This window comes from Pseudochrobactrum sp. Wa41.01b-1 (genome assembly GCF_019464455.1).
In the GTDB taxonomy this organism is placed as follows: domain Bacteria; phylum Pseudomonadota; class Alphaproteobacteria; order Rhizobiales; family Rhizobiaceae; genus Pseudochrobactrum; species Pseudochrobactrum saccharolyticum.
Map to the genome: position 1 here is coordinate 3118870 of NZ_CP080493.1, position 16083 is coordinate 3134952.

At 52.4% G+C, this 16083-nt stretch carries 13 protein-coding genes; 8 read left to right on the forward strand and 5 right to left on the reverse strand.

Annotated features, from left to right (window positions below; all coding sequences use genetic code 11):
• Nucleotides 1-5: 5 nt before the first annotated feature.
• The gene (locus tag K1X45_RS14225; protein ID WP_255561000.1) at nt 6-725 is read right to left on the reverse strand and encodes a L,D-transpeptidase; all 720 of its coding nucleotides are present in this window, start codon (nt 723-725) and stop codon (nt 6-8) included.
• A gap of 188 nt (nt 726-913) precedes the next feature.
• On the reverse strand, nt 914-2491 hold the full coding sequence (locus K1X45_RS14230; protein WP_220159229.1) for an EAL domain-containing protein: 1578 nt from the start codon (nt 2489-2491) through the stop codon (nt 914-916).
• Nucleotides 2492-3169: 678 nt separating this feature from the next.
• Between K1X45_RS14230 and ureB the strand changes: the two genes are divergently transcribed.
• The 5 genes from ureB to K1X45_RS14255 all read left to right on the forward strand — a co-directional run bounded on the left by ureB (nt 3170) and on the right by K1X45_RS14255 (nt 9970).
• A complete protein-coding gene (gene ureB / locus K1X45_RS14235; protein WP_220159230.1) occupies nt 3170-3931 on the forward strand; it encodes an urease subunit beta in 762 nt (253 codons plus the stop codon).
• Nucleotides 3932-4021: 90 nt separating this feature from the next.
• On the forward strand, nt 4022-5737 hold the full coding sequence (gene ureC, locus K1X45_RS14240; protein WP_220159231.1) for an urease subunit alpha: 1716 nt from the start codon (nt 4022-4024) through the stop codon (nt 5735-5737).
• A gap of 210 nt (nt 5738-5947) precedes the next feature.
• Entirely contained in the window at nt 5948-6640 is a 693-nt protein-coding gene (locus tag K1X45_RS14245) for an alpha/beta hydrolase (protein WP_220159232.1), read from the forward strand.
• 377 nt (nt 6641-7017) lie between these two features.
• Nucleotides 7018-8307 carry an NCS2 family permease gene (locus K1X45_RS14250; RefSeq protein WP_220159233.1) on the forward strand — a complete coding sequence of 430 codons (1290 nt, stop codon included), beginning with the start codon at nt 7018-7020 and terminating at the stop codon, nt 8305-8307.
• 271 nt (nt 8308-8578) lie between these two features.
• Nucleotides 8579-9970 carry an MATE family efflux transporter gene (locus tag K1X45_RS14255; RefSeq protein ID WP_075654794.1) on the forward strand — a complete coding sequence of 464 codons (1392 nt, stop codon included), beginning with the start codon at nt 8579-8581 and terminating at the stop codon, nt 9968-9970.
• A 59-nt stretch (nt 9971-10029) separates the two neighbouring features.
• Here the strand turns inward: K1X45_RS14255 and K1X45_RS14260 are convergent, their stop codons facing one another.
• Together K1X45_RS14260 and K1X45_RS14265 are read right to left on the reverse strand one after the other, a co-directional pair.
• The gene (locus K1X45_RS14260; RefSeq protein WP_022711184.1) at nt 10030-10719 is read right to left on the reverse strand and encodes a hydrolase; all 690 of its coding nucleotides are present in this window, start codon (nt 10717-10719) and stop codon (nt 10030-10032) included.
• Between the two features lie 109 nt (nt 10720-10828).
• Nucleotides 10829-11710, reverse strand: a complete 882-nt coding sequence (locus K1X45_RS14265) for a pirin family protein (protein ID WP_220159234.1) — start codon at nt 11708-11710, stop codon at nt 10829-10831.
• A gap of 166 nt (nt 11711-11876) precedes the next feature.
• On the opposite strand from K1X45_RS14265, the gene K1X45_RS14270 reads away from it, so the two are divergent.
• Nucleotides 11877-12803 (forward strand): LysR family transcriptional regulator, encoded by a 927-nt coding sequence (locus tag K1X45_RS14270; RefSeq protein ID WP_022711182.1) that lies wholly within the window; start codon nt 11877-11879, stop codon nt 12801-12803.
• Between the two features lie 45 nt (nt 12804-12848).
• Here the strand turns inward: K1X45_RS14270 and K1X45_RS14275 are convergent, their stop codons facing one another.
• Entirely contained in the window at nt 12849-15170 is a 2322-nt protein-coding gene (locus K1X45_RS14275; protein WP_220159235.1) for a heavy metal translocating P-type ATPase, read from the reverse strand.
• A gap of 75 nt (nt 15171-15245) precedes the next feature.
• Here K1X45_RS14275 and K1X45_RS14280 point away from each other — a divergent pair, with 75 nt between their 5' ends.
• Together K1X45_RS14280 and K1X45_RS14285 are read left to right on the forward strand one after the other, a co-directional pair.
• Entirely contained in the window at nt 15246-15695 is a 450-nt protein-coding gene (locus K1X45_RS14280; RefSeq protein WP_075654461.1) for a helix-turn-helix domain-containing protein, read from the forward strand.
• A 25-nt stretch (nt 15696-15720) separates the two neighbouring features.
• Entirely contained in the window at nt 15721-16068 is a 348-nt protein-coding gene (locus K1X45_RS14285) for an ArsC family reductase (RefSeq protein WP_213596936.1), read from the forward strand.
• Nucleotides 16069-16083: the final 15 nt, after the last annotated feature.

A 16083-nucleotide genomic window follows, 5' to 3' on the forward strand; every position in this document is an offset into this window, starting at 1 on the left:
TATAATTATTTCACGACAATGCGTGCACCAGGCTTTACGCGGGAATGCAGGTCGATAATGTCCTGATTGATGAGGCGGATACAGCCAGCAGAAACGCCTTTGCCGATCGATGAAGGTTTATTCGTGCCGTGGACACGGTAATAGGTGTCGATGCCGTCTTTATGCATATAGAGTGCGCGCGCACCCATCGGATTTCCCGGGCCGCCGTCAACGCCGTCTTTGTAGCGCAGATACTGGTTCGGATTGCGCTTGATCATATTCTGGGTCGGCGTCCAGCGCGGCCATGCGGCCTTATGCGCGATAATTGCATCGCCGCCGTTAAAGCCGCGTGCTGCGGGGCCGACACCCACGGCATAGCGGACAGCCTTGCCTTCCGGCAGCACAAAATAGAGATAGCGTGCAGGCTGGTCGACAATAATGGTGCCCGGTTTTTCTGTGGTCTTGTAATCGACAACAGTCCGGCGATGTTCCGGTTTCAGCTTGGCCAGATCAATCGCAGGGATCTGGTAATTCTGATCCGTCATTGCGCGATACATATGCGCGGCGCTGTCAGTTTCCGGTGTCGCTGCCGGTGCTTCCGGCTCGGATACCGGTTCCGGTTTCACCGGCTGCGGCTGGGTTACGCTGGCATTGAGCACAGGTGGCGGATTCTGGACAGTGGTACAGGCAGAAAGAGCAGCAGCGCAGGCAAATAACAGGGATAATTTCAGCGGGGATAATGACACGGACAAACCGGCTCCAGTTTTTAGCAAGGAAGACAGCTTGCTCCCTCGCGATACTTAAGGTTTTCTTAAGCGTCTACAAAGAGTTTACCAAGTGATCAATTATTTTTACAAAGATTGGGCGAATGTCAGAGGGATGGTATCTTTTTGGCAACGCTCAATTCTGCGCAGGGCAGGGGAATGCAGAGCGGTTACTTCCCACGTTTCGGTTTCTGTCCCGATAAATGCTGGCACATATGGGACTGGAAAACAGTAATCGGCTGCGGTTTGGAGAAATAAAAGCCCTGAAGATACTGGACGCCTCTTTCCTGAAGATAATCGGCCTGCCGGCGTGTCTCGATACCTTCTGCAATGATCCGGAGCCCCAGTTGCTGCGACAGATCAATAATGCTCTGCAAGACATGGCGGGAGAAGTCATTGCTGCCAATGCCGGTAATAAAGCTGCGGTCGATCTTGAGCAGATCCGCCTGAAATTCTTTCAGATAATTGAGATTGGAATGGCCGACGCCAAAATCGTCCAGTGCGATCAGAATTCCGGCCTGACGCAGCGTATGGATTTGCTGTAACAGTTCCGGCGTTGGCTCTATTGCTTCGCGTTCGGTCAGTTCCAGCATCAGCCGTATCTTGTTTTGCGAAAACTGGCTCAGGAAATAGTGACAGCTTTTGATCAATTCAGGATCGGCCAGATAAACGGCAGAAACATTGATACTGATATGGAAACCGTCAGGAAGCTGTTTCTCCAGCAGTCTAAATTCTTCCGCAACGCGCCGGATCAGGGCTGCCGTCATCGGAATAATCAGTCCTGAACGTTCCATAAAAGGAATAAAACTGTTTGGCAGGATCATGCCTTCAAGCGGATGATCCCAGCGGGTCAGCACTTCCGCACCAACCCATTCATGGGTATCGCTCCGCACAATTGCCTGATAATAAGGGATAAATTCATTGTTGCGGATGGCGCGCTTGGCCTCAGCAGTCATGTTGCGGGCATTGACCGTCATCCGGTTTGTTGCAAATGCACTCAGCCCGCCAAGAATGACGAGCAGGATGATAAGCGGCAGATGGCGGGATAAAATATAGTCCCGTAATGCGCCGCTGTGAAAACCGGTCTCAACCGAAAACGGATATTTATCGGAGCGGTCGCGGATCAGAATGCTGTTGCTGGTTCCTGCAGATATGTTGCGGACTTTGCCGTCCTGCTCAAGCCGGTAAGAGCCGATAATCAGCGTTGTTGCCGGTGTCATCTCATGGCTGTTGAGCAGCTGAATAATATGCAGGCCGTCAATACCGGCCAGAATAGAAGACGTGTCGTTTTTCCATCGGTAGAGCAGAATTGCACGGTCAGGAGAAACTCTGTTTCCGGCGATTAAGGCCAGACGGTCATCATAAAAATGGGCGCTTGTTACAGGCAGCCGCGTGTCACCGTAAATCGTGCTGCAGGTAATAGTATCATTCTTGATGACTGCCAGTGATCTGACAAAGGATGTCGTAGTGGCTTTGATGCGCAGTGTCTCGACAATCTCGGAGCAGGGCTTGTCAATCAGGGGGGCAGCGTCTTCGGTCACTTTTCTCGCATTATCGAGAATATCATCAACATGTTCAATAACGGCGCGGCTGGCTGACTGGGCTCTTTCGTGTAGAGCATTGCCGGATTGCCAATATAAAATCGGCAGTCCAAGAAGTATAGGCGTGAAAAAAGCCAGCAAAACGACAATAATATGCCGTGCTGTATAATTGCTTTTTCCGAGCTTAAACTGACGATGCCAAATCACTGCAAAGGCTTTCGTATTTATCTGCCTTTCCTCCCATACAGGGAAAGACTTAGGATTCAGTGTAAAATTTCATTTTTAGGTTTAATAAAACAACATTTGTCATTGTCTTCAGCTATGTTTTTTAACCGTGCAGAGCGCAGCAATGTCCCCTTGACTTCGGTTTATACTGCTGTCTTTATCGGGCTTGCGATGACTCAGATTGACCAATCCGCATCGCAGTTTTTTCTTCATACAGAATTGAAATGACAGGGCCGAGATTGCTGACTTTTTTTGTCGTTAATCACATGATGGAACATTTCTCAGGACTTAATGTCGGCTAGTTTCAGCCGCTGCGAAGTGCTGATGCCCTTTCTGTATTGCTAATCCGTATCATCCGAAATTCACCGGCCTAGCCGATGCTGCTTACGGGCGTATTGCGCCCATTAATCATCGCTATGATTATAATCACCGTCATGACTATAGGCGGTGGTGATGCCGTGTAATCTGCAACTCTTCCTGTTCTGCAGGACGCGTTGTGATGTCATTGATATTGGTCAGTGCAAAGCGCATCAGCTGTGTTTTCTCGCAGCACGTCCATTCTTCACACAGGCTCCTTGAAATTCATAGCGGCTTGCCGAGGATTTGGCACGCCTTGCGATTTGCTGCGCCTGTGTTTCCCCGAAAATAAAGGAGACACCCTTGCATCTTACACCTCATGAAACCGACAAGCTGATGCTTGTAACCACCGGCCAATTGGCACAGCGCCGTCTCGCACGCGGGTTGCGTCTCAATTATCCGGAAGCCATTGCCCTTATTTCACTCGTCATGCTGGAGCTGATCCGCGATGGTCAGCACTCAGTTGCTGAGCTGATGCGCCTCGGCAGCACCATTCTTGGCAAGCGTGAAGTCATGTCCGGCGTGACCGAGATGATTGAAGATGTGCAGATCGAAGGCACATTCAAAGACGGCACCAAATTGGTGGCTGTGCGCACGCCGGTCAGTGCCGACAAAGGCGACATGAAACTGGCACTCTATGGAAGTTTCCTGCCGGTTCCGGAGAAAATGCAGGATGATGAAGAGATCGGTGTTGCCGGTCAGGTTGTCTGCGCTGAAGGCGAAATCCAGCTCAATGAAGGGCGTGAAACTGTCACGATCAGCGTCACCAATACCGATACTCGTCCGGTGCAAATCGGCAGCCATTTCAATTTTGTTGAAACCAATCCGCGTCTGAAATTCAACCGTGAAGCAGCCTATGGCAAGCGTCTGGATATTCCGGCGGGTCTGGCTGTGCGCTTTGAACCGGGTGAGACCAAAGAGGTCACACTGGTAGCGATTTCCGGCAATCAGATCATTCGCGGCGGCAATAATCTGGTCGATGGCGCGGTGGATGCGGACAATAAAGTGCGCACGCTTTCCCGCGTGAATGAGCGTGCTTTTGCCGACAGTCGCAGTGCTGAATGAGCGCTTTTATCACAGATTTTACACAACAATTTAAGCTTGCAGAGTGCCGGATATATGCATCACGCCGCGCTCTGCCGATAAGGATAAAACATGGTCTATAAAATAACCCGCGCAGATTACGCCAAGTTTTTCGGCCCGACCAAGGGTGATAAAGTTCGTTTGGGCGATACTAATCTCTATGCGGAGGTCGAGCATGATTACACTGTCTATGGTGACGAATGCATCTTCGGCTCCGGCAAGGTCATCCGCGATGGTATGGGGCAGGCAACCGGCATCAGCAGTGACAAGGCGCTGGATTGTATCATCACTAATGCGCTGATCATTGATTATACCGGCATCGTCAAAGCTGATATCGGCATCAAGAATGGCAAAATTGCCGGTATCGGCAAAGCCGGTAATCCGGATATTATGGCCGGTGTGCATCCTGATCTGGTGATCGGGGTGAATACAGAAGTGATCTCGGGTGAGGGCTGTATCGTCACCGCCGGTGGTATTGATACGCACTTCCATTATATCACGCCGTCACAGCCAATTACTTCGATTGCCAGCGGTTTAACCACGGTGCTCGGCGGCGGTACCGGTCCTGCAACAGGATCGATGGCCACGACCTGCACACCGAACCCTAATTATCTGCATCATATGATGCAGGCGACCGATGATCTGCCGCTCAATGTAATTTTTACCGGTCGTGGCAGCTCCTCTCGTCCTGAAGGTATGCGCGAGCAGGTTCTGGCCGGTGCTGCCGGTCTGAAACTGCATGAGGACTGGGGCACAACACCGGCAGCTATCGCAACCTGTATGGATATGGCCGACGAATATGACATTCAGGTCACCATTCATATGGATTCCGTCAATGAAAGCTGCACGGTGGAAGATTCCATCAAGGCTTTTGGCGGGCGCTCTATCCATGCCTATCATGCGGAAGGTGCAGGCGGCGGTCATGCGCCTGATCTGATGCGCATATGTGCGGAAGCCAATGTGCTGACCAGTTCCACCACGCCGACACTGCCTTACACTGTCAATACGGTGGAAGAGCATCTCGATATGCTGATGGTCTGCCATCATCTGGATAAGAATATTCCGGAAGATGTGGCTTTTGCAGCCAGCCGTATCCGTGCCAATACGATTGCTGCCGAAGGCGTGCTGCATGATATCGGCGCGATTTCCATGATGACCTCAGACAGTCAGGCGATGGGACGCGGCGGTGAGGTGATCATGCGCACATGGCAGGTCGCCGATCAGATGAAGGCGCAGCGCGGAAGCCTGCCGCAGGATGGTGCAGGCAATGATAATTTCCGTATCAAACGCTATATCGCCAAATATACCATCAATCCGGCAATTGCCCATGGTATCAGCCACCTCATCGGTTCGGTTGAGGCAGGCAAAGTCGCGGATCTGGTATTGTGGAAACCGGCATTCTTCGGCCAGCGTCCTGAACTGGTGATGAAAAGCGGTTTCATTGCCTATGCGCAGATCGGCGATGCCAATGCATCAATCCCGACACCGCAGCCGGTGATCATGCGTCCGATGTTTGGTGCTTTGTCTTCCGGTATCGGCAAAACATCAATTCTGTTCGTCAGTCAGGCCTCGGTCAATGATGGTAATGTGCTGAATCTCGGACTGAACAAGCGTATCGAGCCGGTTGTTAAATGCCGTGGTCTGACCAAGGCTGACATGAAGCTCAATGATGCATTGCCGAAAATCACCGTTGATCCGAAGACCTATAAAGTCAGCGTTGATGATGCAGAGGTCGGGGCAGAGCCGGTTTCTGTCGTGCCGCTCGCGCAGCGTTACAACCTGTTCTGATTATTAAAGACAGCACGCCGTGTAGAAATATGCGGCGTGCTGCTACGAAAAATATTGAATGTCCCGTTGCCGGATAAAACAGGCGCTCTAATTACGAAGCACTGTCGTTACAGCAATATCGCATCATTCTAAAATAATAATATTCCCTGTTCTGTAACGCATCAAAAGACAACACATCTTTCAGGATTATCACTGCAAAAGGAGATAGCTATGGGTAGTCAGCTGACAATTGTATTGGTGCACGGATTTTGGGGCGGTGCCGCTCATTGGAGCAAAGTTATTCTCGAATTATCCCGTAAAGGATATGACAAAATCCGTGCCGTGGAAATGCCGCTGACATCTCTGGCGGATGATGCGGAACGCACCCGCAAAATGGTTAAGCAGCAGGAAGGCAAGGTTTTGCTGGTCGGCCATTCCTATGGCGGAGCGGTTATTACCGAGATGGGCAATCTGCCAAATGTTGCCGGACTGGTCTATATTGCGGCCTTCGCACCGGATGCAGGGGAAAGTCCCGGCGGTATCAGTCAGGCAAATCCGCCTGCAGCCATTGCCAATCTGGCTCCGGACAGTGACGGCTATCTCTGGATTAATTATGACAAATACCATGAAAGCTTTTGTCAGGATATGAGCGCGGACGAAGCGCTGGTAATGGCTGTAGCGCAGAAGGCGCCAATTGCCACGACATTCGGTGATAATGTGACCGACCCTGCATGGAAACATAAGCCGGTCTGGTATCAGCTTTCAACGCAGGATCACATGATCCATCCGGCCAATCAGAAACATATGGCTGAACGGATGAAGCCGCGCAAAATGATTGAGCTGGATGCAAGCCATGCTTCACTGGCTTCCCGCGCGGCAGAGGTTGCAAATCTGATTGATGAGGCTGCAAAAGCGCTTGGCTAAAACTGCTGCTATATTGATCTTACCTGATCGCCGCTATGATGCGGCCTATTAAAACGGAGTGTGTCGCAGAGTTCACGCACGACACATTCCGGCTTTGAACCGGCATATCATCACGATTGTCAGCCTTTTTTATCTGCGAGATTCCGGTGCATAAAGCCTGCACTGCGGAGTGCCGGAGGGTGCTGTGCATTTACGTGACCGGCTATTCATGATAATGGCGAAAATGTGGCATTGTTTTATCCCGCCGGATCAGGCGCTATAAAACAGGTCGTCTCCCGTGGACTGCAGCAGGTTTTTGCTATCAGGATTTTGCGAGGAGGCCATTCATCTGCAAGACGTCAGAATGCTTTCTTACCAAAGACTGACAGGGAGCTACCATGCTGGAAAAGCTTTTCAAATTACAGGAACATAAGACCAATGTGCGCACAGAAGTGCTCGCCGGTCTGACAACGTTCCTGACAATGTCCTATATCATTTTTGTTAATCCGGACATTCTGTCCTCGACTGGCATGGATCGTAATGCGATCTTTGTCGCGACCTGTCTTGCCGCAGCGCTTGGCTCTATCGTGATGGCATTTGTTGCCAACTGGCCGATCGGTATGGCGCCAGGCATGGGGCTGAACGCGTTTTTCGCTTTCACCGTTGTCGGTGTTATGGGCTTCACATGGCAGCAGGCTCTGGGCGCTGTCTTTATCTCCGGTGTGATTTTCTTCATCCTCACCATTTCCGGCATTCGTAGCTGGCTGGTTGACGGTATTCCGAAATCCCTGCGCAGTGCGATTGCTGTCGGTATCGGCATGTTCCTTGCGCTGGTCGGTATGAAAAGCTCCGGCATTATTGTCGGCAGCGAAGCAACCTTCATCACTCTTGGCGACCTGACCAAAACCGGCCCGCTGCTGGCGATCTTCGGCTTCTTCGTGATGGCCGTTCTGGATGCGCTGAAAGTACGTGGTGCAATTCTGATCGGTATTCTGGTTGTGACCGTTCTGTCGATCATGCTGGGCGTCAGCCAGTTTCAGGGTGTATTTTCCGCACCGCCAAGCCTGATGCCGACATTCATGCAGCTCGATATTATGGGCGCTCTGCATGTGGGCTTCCTGCAGGTTATTCTTGTCTTCGTGCTGGTTGAAGTTTTCGACGCTACCGGTACGCTGATCGGCGTGAGCAAGCGTGCAGGCCTCATTCCTGAAGGTAAACCGAACCGCCTGAACCGCGCTCTGTTTGCTGACAGTACTGCAATTATCGGCGGCTCCATCATCGGTACCAGCTCGACAACGGCTTATGTTGAAAGCGCTTCCGGCGTTCAGGCCGGTGGCCGCACAGGTTTGACAGCACTGGTTATTGCTCTTCTGTTTCTTGCAGCCTTGTTCATTTCACCTCTGGCCGGATCCGTTCCTGCCTATGCAACAGCACCGGCGCTGATCTATGTCGCCTGTCTGATGATGCGTGAAATGTCTGAAATCGAATGGGACGATGTAACGGAAGCTGCACCAGCCGCTCTGACAGCTCTGGGCATTCCGTTCACCTATTCGATTGCCAATGGTCTGGCCTTCGGCTTCATCAGCTATGTTGTGCTCAAGGCCGGTTCGGGTAAATGGCGGGTTATTCATCCGGCAACATGGATTGTTGCGGCACTGTTTGTGATCCGCTTTGCCTATGTGCATTAAAGCATAGTAATCCTGATTGTTACTATGTTGAGCCGCAGCGCTGGAAAGCTCTGCGGCTCAATACATTTGATTGTTCTTTCAGATCGCTCTCGATCTTCATGAACCGGCATGATACAGCATGGTTCTCAATGTTAAGCGCCGGCTCCTTTGTCCGGAAACTGCTTGCGAATATACCATAACAAAATGAGCGTATTTTCCTGAGGCAGTCAGGCCGGAAAATGCTTTGAAAACCCGGCCTGTGCCGGAAAAAGCTGTCGGGAGGCGGCTGAACATGACTGCAATTACGCAGACAAATACAGGTAATCGCTGGGGGCGGGAGGTCATTTCGTCCTTTAAACTTGGCTGGCCGCTGATTTTTACGAATCTTTCGCAGGCAGCGCTGACAGCAACGGATGTCATTCTGATCGGGCGTCTCGGCGCCGATACGCTGGCTGCTGCCGTGCTGACCACCAGCTTTTATCATTCGATGATGATCTTCTGTATGGGGTTGGTTTCCGCCACGCTGCCGATGATGGCGATGGCGCTTGGCCGCAACCGCCATTCCGTGCGCGATGTGCGCCGCACTGTACGTCAGGGTTTCTGGACCGCGATTATTATCTGCATTCCGTTCTGGGTGCTGCTGTGGAATGCGGAATCCGTGTTCCTGTTTATGGGGCAGCGGCCGGATATTGCCGCTCATTCCGTGCAGATGATGCATACGCTGCAATGGGCGATGCTGCCTTATCTCGGCTATATCGGCCTGCGTTCATTTCTGGCGGCGATGGAGCGTCCGCTCTGGACATTGCTGATAGCGGCTTTTGCTATCGTGTTCAATGCGATTGCTGCCTATAGCCTGATTTTCGGTAAATTCGGTATGCCGGAAATGGGTCTGCGCGGTGCCGGTATTGCGACCACAGCCTCCAGCTGGATGATGTTCTTCGGTCTGGTTGTCGTTGTCTGCACTCATAAGAAATTCCGCCGCTACCGTTTGTTTGGCCGCTTCTGGCGTCCTGACTGGCCGCGTTTTCTTGAATTGTGGCGCATTGGTTTGCCAATGGCACTGACCTTTGCCTTTGAAACCACGATTTTCTATGCGGCTGTGCTGATGATGGGTAAAATCAGCCCGACATCACTGGCTGCACATGCGGTAGCGATGCAGATTGCTTCGCTGAGTTTCATGGTGCCGCTCGGCTTCGGACAGGTGGCGACGGTGCGTGTTGGTCGTGCCTATGGCGCGGGTAACCGTGAGGCCGTGGCCTATGCGGGCTGGAGTGCCTATGCTTTGGGGGTCGGCTTCATGGGCGTGATGGGCCTGTTGATGATCCTGATGCCGAAGGTGTTTATCAGTGCGTTTCTGGATATTCGTGATCCGGCCAATGCGGAAGTGATCCGGCTTTGCATATCATTCCTGGCTTTTGCGGCATTGTTCCAGATTGTTGACGGGGCGCAGGCGGTGGCCGCGGGTATGTTGCGCGGCTTGCGTGATACACGCATTCCGATGTTTCTGGCGCTGCTGGGCTATTGGGGCGTTGGCTTACCACTTGGCGCGCTGCTGGCCTTTACCTTCAACTTTGAAGGGATCGGCGTGTGGATTGGTCTGGCGACGGGACTTGCAATTGTCGCTGTGCTGATGACACAGCGCTGGATGCGCCGCGACAGTCTCAGCAATGTGGTCTATGTCTGATAAAAAATGGCTGCGGAACAGATAAGTTCCGCAGCCATTTTCATTTTTGTAGCCGGAAATTATTTCCGCATTGAATCCAGAGTTTCGTGATTTTTCTCGACTTCCTGCGCTTTCATATAGCTTTCAATCAGAAGCTGGTAAGGCGGGAAAATAAGGGTATAGACTTTGGCCCATTCCGCCGCATCATCACGGTTCCAGCTGCGCTGAATTTCCGAGGCTACCGCTGCAGTATCCATAGGAATAACACCGGCCTGCGTCACCCGCGCCAGCGTAATTTCCTGAGCCATTTTGGAATAGGTGCCGGAAGCATCAACAACGGCAAAAACTTTATATCCGTCATAGACCGCTGAAATCGACGGAAAGGCCATGCAGACACTGGTAATTGTACCGGCAATAATCAGGGTCTTGCGGCCTGTTGCTTTGACGGCGGCAACGAAATCCGGATTATCCCATGCATTAATTTCGCCTTTGCGGGCAACATATTTGGCGTGAGGGGCATTCTCATGAATTTCCGGTATCAGCGGGCCGTTCGGCCCCTGCGGCACTGATGCAGTGGTGATAACCGGAATTTTAGCCAGTGTGGCGATCTTGGCCAATGCGGTTGCATGGGCGCGCAATTCCGTCATGGGCATATCGCCGACAGTTTGAAAAAGCCCGCTCTGGTGGTCAATCAGCAGCATGACAGAATCTTCCGGGTCGATAACCGGCCGCTGACCGTTAAAATTGGCAATGGTTGATGGAATATTCATTTCGACGTCTCCCTTGGATTAAATGTCAGACTGAATCATTTCATCATCTGCCGGTCTCACGAAACTGGGGGGCAAGGTGAGACCGGCAGAGCATGGCCGGATAAACCGGTCATGAAAGGGGTATGTGTCCGAATTGGCCATTCTGAAAATCGCGGAGGGCGGAGCTGATTTCTTCCGTGCTGTTCATTACAAATGGCCCATGAATAACGACAGGCTCGTCAATTGGTTCCCCGCTGAGAACCAGAAAAGAGGCATTATTGTGCGCTTCTATCCAGACATCCGTGCCGTGGCGATCCAGCAAAACCAGCTGAGCCTCACCGGCCTGCTTGTCATTATTAATTGTGACAGAGCCGCTGAGCACGACCAGCATTGCCGTATGGCCATCGGGAATAGTCAGGGTTGCAGTTGTGTTCTGCCGCAGGCTGACATCCCATAAATTGACGGGAGTGAAGGTGCGGGCAGGGCCTTTGACCTTGTTATAAGCACCGGCAATAACGCGCAGGCTGCCTGCCTTATCCGGCAGGTCAACAACTGGTATCTCTGCACTCCGTAAGTTCTGATAGCCGGGTTCTGCATTTTTATCTTTCGCAGGCAGATTGACCCAGAGCTGAACCATTTGCAGCGTGCCACCCTGTTCAGTAAAGGCGCGCGAATGCAGTTCTTCGTGCAGGATGCCTTTGGCTGCCGTCATCCATTGCACATCGCCCGCACCGATCGTACCGCCCTTGCCGGTTGAATCCCGATGCTCGAGCTCGCCCTGATAAACAAGCGTGACTGTCTCAAAGCCGCGATGCGGATGAATGCCTATGCCCCGCCGGTCACCGGAGGCATGACCGGCAGGGCTGAATTCTGCCGGACCTGCATAGTCAAGCAGAAGAAACGGGCTGACATGATCGCCATGGCTGGCATAGGAGAAGACTGAGCGGACCGGAAAGCCGTCGCCTACCCAATGCGGGCGGGGGCTACTGTAAACACCTAATACCTTTCTCATTATCAGTCTCCTGTATTGCGCTGAATGACAGGAAGATATGAGCAGGACAAAACTAGCGGTAGTCCGTAAAAACGCACTACAATGTCTGAAATATGAGACAATACCGTAGCGGTTTAAAATAATACGGTTATATTCAAGGAAACAGACGACATGACAGGGAGTTTCCATGCAGGATCTGAATGATCTGAGATTTTTCGTGGTTGTGGTGGAGCAGGGCGGTTTTGCAGCTGCGGCGCGCAAGCTGAATATGCCGCGCTCCCGTCTCAGTCGCCGCATCGGTTTGCTGGAAGACAGTCTCGGTGTGCGGTTGATCCAGCGCACAACCCGTCATTTTGCGGTGACGGAAGTCGGGCATGAATATTACCGCCATTGTGTGGCTATGCTGGTTGAGGCAGAGGCTGCACAGGAGGTGATTGACCGGATGCGTTCGGAACCGCAGGGTATTGTGCGGGTCAGTTGTCCGTCCTCGATGATTTATTTCCAGATCGGCGACATGATTGCCCGTTTCATGCAAGAAAATCCGAAAGTTGATGTGCTTCTAGAGAGCACTAACCGCCGCGTTGATGTGCTGCGGGAAGGTTTTGATCTGGCAATCCGCGTGCGCTTTCCGCCGCTTGATGACAGCGATCTGGTTATTCGTAAACTGGCGGAAAGCCCGCAACGCCTTGTCGCCAGCCCGTCGGTGATTGCTGAAATCAATCGGCCATTGGTGCCGGCTGATCTGGCTTCTTTACCAAGCATGGCATGGGATCCGCTGCGGGTGGATCATGAATGGTGTCTGGAAAAAGCGGATGGCGCAACCGCCAGAGTGCATCACAAGCCGCGTCTGATAACGGAAGATATGGTGGCTCTGCGTATGGCCGCAATACATGGCGTCGGGGTCTGTCAGTTGCCGACAATGGTTATCCGCGATGATCTGCGCGAAGGGCGTTTGGTCGATGTGTTGCCGGAATGGGCACCGCGTACCGGTATTCTCCATGCGGCTTTTCCGTCGCGGCGTGGCTTGCTGCCTTCTGTTCGCTCGCTGCTGGATTTTCTCGGCAATGAATATGCAAAAATCGCCCGTGAAGAAACGGATTACAGCCTGACATAAATAAAACAGGGCACCGGATGGTGCCCTGTTTTTATGTCGTGGAGATTATGGCTTCCAGCGCAGCAAGCGCATGGCATTGGCGGTTACCAGAACCGTGGCGCCGGTATCGGCCAGAATGGCTGGCCACAGACCGGTAATGCCGAGGATCGTGGTGATGAGGAATACCACCTTCAATCCAATGGCGAGCGTAATATTCTGCTTGATATTCGCCATGGTTGTTTTTGACAGGTTGATCATATTGGCAACGTCAGTCACGCGGCCATGCATGATCGCGGCATCGGCAGTTTCCAGTGCCACATCAGTGCCGCCACCCATGGCAATGCCGAGATCGGCTGCGGCCAGTGCCGGAGCGTCATTGATACCGTCACCGATTTTCGCAACCACCTGCTTATCGGCTTTCAGTTCACCGACCACGCGGCGTTTGTCTGCCGGCATCATTTCCGCATGGACTTCCATGCCGAGATCGCGGCCGATCGCTTCTGCCGTCCGGCGGTTGTCACCGGTGAGCATGATGGTACGGATGCCCTGAACCTGCAGCGCTTTGATACCCTGACGTGCATCTTCACGCGGCTCATCACGCATGGCGATACCACCGGCAAGCTGATCGCCGATCATCAACAGTGAGACGGTCTTGCCCTGATCGTTCATATCGGCAATGCGCTTCTGATCCGCATCGGAAATGCTGGTCTTGGCGGCAATAGCTTTAGGAGAGGCCAGCAGCACAGCTTTGCCGTCAACCGTACCGGAGACACCTTTGCCGCCGAGTGCCGCCCCGTCATGTACCTGTGGCAGGGCCAGCTTCTTGTCTTCCGCAGCCTTGAGAATGGCAACAGCAAGTGGATGGCTTGAACCCTGTTCAACAGCTGCTGCATAGCGCAGTACTTCTTCTTCCGAGCTGCCAAAGGCGATAATGTCGGTAACAACAGGCTTGCCTTCTGTCAGCGTGCCGGTCTTGTCAAAGGCGGCTGCGGTTACATGACCGGCGCTTTCCAGAACTGCACCACCCTTCATCAGCAGACCACGGCGGGCACCGGAAGAAAGACCGGCAGCAATCGCGGCAGGCGTGGAAATAACCAGCGCACAAGGACAGCCGATCAGCAGGATGGCCAGACCTTTATAGATCCATTCATTCCAGTCACCACCGGCAACAAGCGGCGGTATAATCGCGACCAGAGCAGCAAGGATCATTACCGCAGGCGTGTACCAGACCGAGAAACGGTCGATAAAACGCTCGGTCGGAGCTTTGGATTCCTGTGCTTCCTCAACCTGCGCGATAATACGGGCAATGGTGTTGTTCTGCGCAGTGGCCGTGACTTTAACCCGCAAGACAGCATCGGAATTGATAGTGCCTGCGAAAACCTTGTCGCCGACTTCTTTATTCTTAGGCGTACTTTCACCGGTCACAGGGGCTTCATTGACGGCGCTGTTTCCGCTGATAATTTCACCATCGGCGGCAATACGGTCACCCGGACGCACCAGAATGATTGTGCCAAGTGCGAGGCTTGCAGCATCCTGCTCAATAATCTGGCCGTCTTTTTCCACACGCGCAGTTTTCGGTACCAGATCGGCAAGACCGCGAATGGAGTTGCGGGCACGTCGTGCAGCCACACCTTCCAGAAGCTCACCGATCAGGAACAGGAAGACCACCATTGCTGCTTCTTCCACCGCACCGATAAACAATGCGCCGACGGCAGCCACGGTCATCAGTGTCTCAATGGAAAATGGCGTGCCGAAACGGGCGCCAGCCAAAGCGCGGCGGGCAATCGGCACCAGTCCCACCAGCATTGCAGCAGAGAAAATATAGATTTCATATTGCGGTATGAAATGGCCGAGAAGATAGGCTGCAACCAGTGCCGTACCGGCAGCAATTGTCAGCTTGGCTTTGCCCTGCTGCCACCATGGCTTGCTGTCTTCATCCGTGCCATGATCATGCATATGCAGGGGCGAGGTCTCTTTGACCTTTTCCTGCTTCTGCTCGTGTGCATGACTGTGACTATGGGTTTTATGATCATGCGAGGCATGATCGTGATCGCTGTGGTCGTGCCCTGCGTGATCATGATCATCATGACTATGCTTGTGGTCATGGCCGGAGCAGCAGGAATGAGTTTCGGTTTCCGGCTCTGCAACAGCAGCGCCTTGATTGGCACCCATATAGCTGGATTTATAGCCGAGTTTTTTCAACTGGCCGGTAATGGCATCAGCTTCAACACCATTATGAGTTACAGTCATGGTGCCTTTGGTGATCGAAACATTGACATCGCTGATCTGTTTGCCAAGGCGGCGCACAGCGGTGTCAATTTTCATGGCGCAGGAGGCGCAATCCATGCCTTCGACGCGGAATTTATCCTGACGGACGGGACCGGACATCTCCAATTTCCTTTTCTCTTGCATCTTTTGAGAAAGACCCTAAATGCTCTAGTGGCTATAGGAGCAAGCGGAAAAATGGACAAAAAAGGTTATACGATTGGCAAAGTTGCAGCACGCAGCGGTGTTAAGGTGCCAACTATCCGTTTTTACGAGCAAATCGGGCTGATCCGCGAGCCGGAGCGCACCGAAAGCCAGCGACGGGAATATGGCGCGGAAGATATTAAGCGTCTGACTTTTATCCGTCATGCCCGTGATCTCGGTTTTGAAATCAATGATATTCGTGAATTGCTGGCAATGACTGAGACACCCAATGCGTCCTGTCACGAGGCAGATTCGATTGCGCGACGTCATCTTGATGAGATTGAAGACCGGATTGAGCGCCTGTCAGCCTTGCGCGATGAATTACGCCGCATGGTGAGTGAATGTGATCACGGACGGGTTTGTGAATGCAGGGTGATCCAGATACTCGAAGATCACAGCCAATGCGGTCACGATCATGATCATCCGGCACAGACGCTGAAATAGCATTATCTATAAGAGAGGAATGGACGTGACTGTAACTATTTACGGAATTAAAAACTGTGACACGATGCGCAAGGCACAGGACTGGCTGGCAGCGCAGAATATTGCCTTTGACTTTCATGATTATAAAAAGGCCGGTCTGGATCGTGCCAAGCTGGAAAACTGGTGCCAGACACTGGGCTGGGAAACGGTAATCAACCGCGCAGGCCAGACATTCCGTAAACTCGATGATGCACAGAAGCAGGATTTGACTGAAGCCAAGGCTATTGAACTGATGCTCGGCAATCTGTCGATGATTAAACGTCCGGTTCTGGAAAAGGACGGCAAATTGCTGGCCGGTTTCAAACCGGAAATCTACGCGGAATTTTTCGCTTAAATCTTCAAACTGCCG

What these genes read in the sequence shown, in the direction of transcription:
- ureC (WP_220159231.1), top strand. Translation starts at nt 4,022, where the DNA reads ATGGTCTATAAAATAACCCGCGCAGATTACGCCAAGTTTTTCGGCCCG.
- K1X45_RS14250 (WP_220159233.1), top strand. Translation starts at nt 7,018, where the DNA reads ATGCTGGAAAAGCTTTTCAAATTACAGGAACATAAGACCAATGTGCGC.
- K1X45_RS14270 (WP_022711182.1), top strand. Translation starts at nt 11,877, where the DNA reads ATGCAGGATCTGAATGATCTGAGATTTTTCGTGGTTGTGGTGGAGCAG.
- K1X45_RS14265 (WP_220159234.1), bottom strand. Translation starts at nt 11,710, where the DNA reads ATGAGAAAGGTATTAGGTGTTTACAGTAGCCCCCGCCCGCATTGGGTA.
- K1X45_RS14255 (WP_075654794.1), top strand. Translation starts at nt 8,579, where the DNA reads ATGACTGCAATTACGCAGACAAATACAGGTAATCGCTGGGGGCGGGAG.
- K1X45_RS14260 (WP_022711184.1), bottom strand. Translation starts at nt 10,719, where the DNA reads ATGAATATTCCATCAACCATTGCCAATTTTAACGGTCAGCGGCCGGTT.
- K1X45_RS14245 (WP_220159232.1), top strand. Translation starts at nt 5,948, where the DNA reads ATGGGTAGTCAGCTGACAATTGTATTGGTGCACGGATTTTGGGGCGGT.
- K1X45_RS14280 (WP_075654461.1), top strand. Translation starts at nt 15,246, where the DNA reads ATGGACAAAAAAGGTTATACGATTGGCAAAGTTGCAGCACGCAGCGGT.
- K1X45_RS14275 (WP_220159235.1), bottom strand. Translation starts at nt 15,170, where the DNA reads ATGTCCGGTCCCGTCCGTCAGGATAAATTCCGCGTCGAAGGCATGGAT.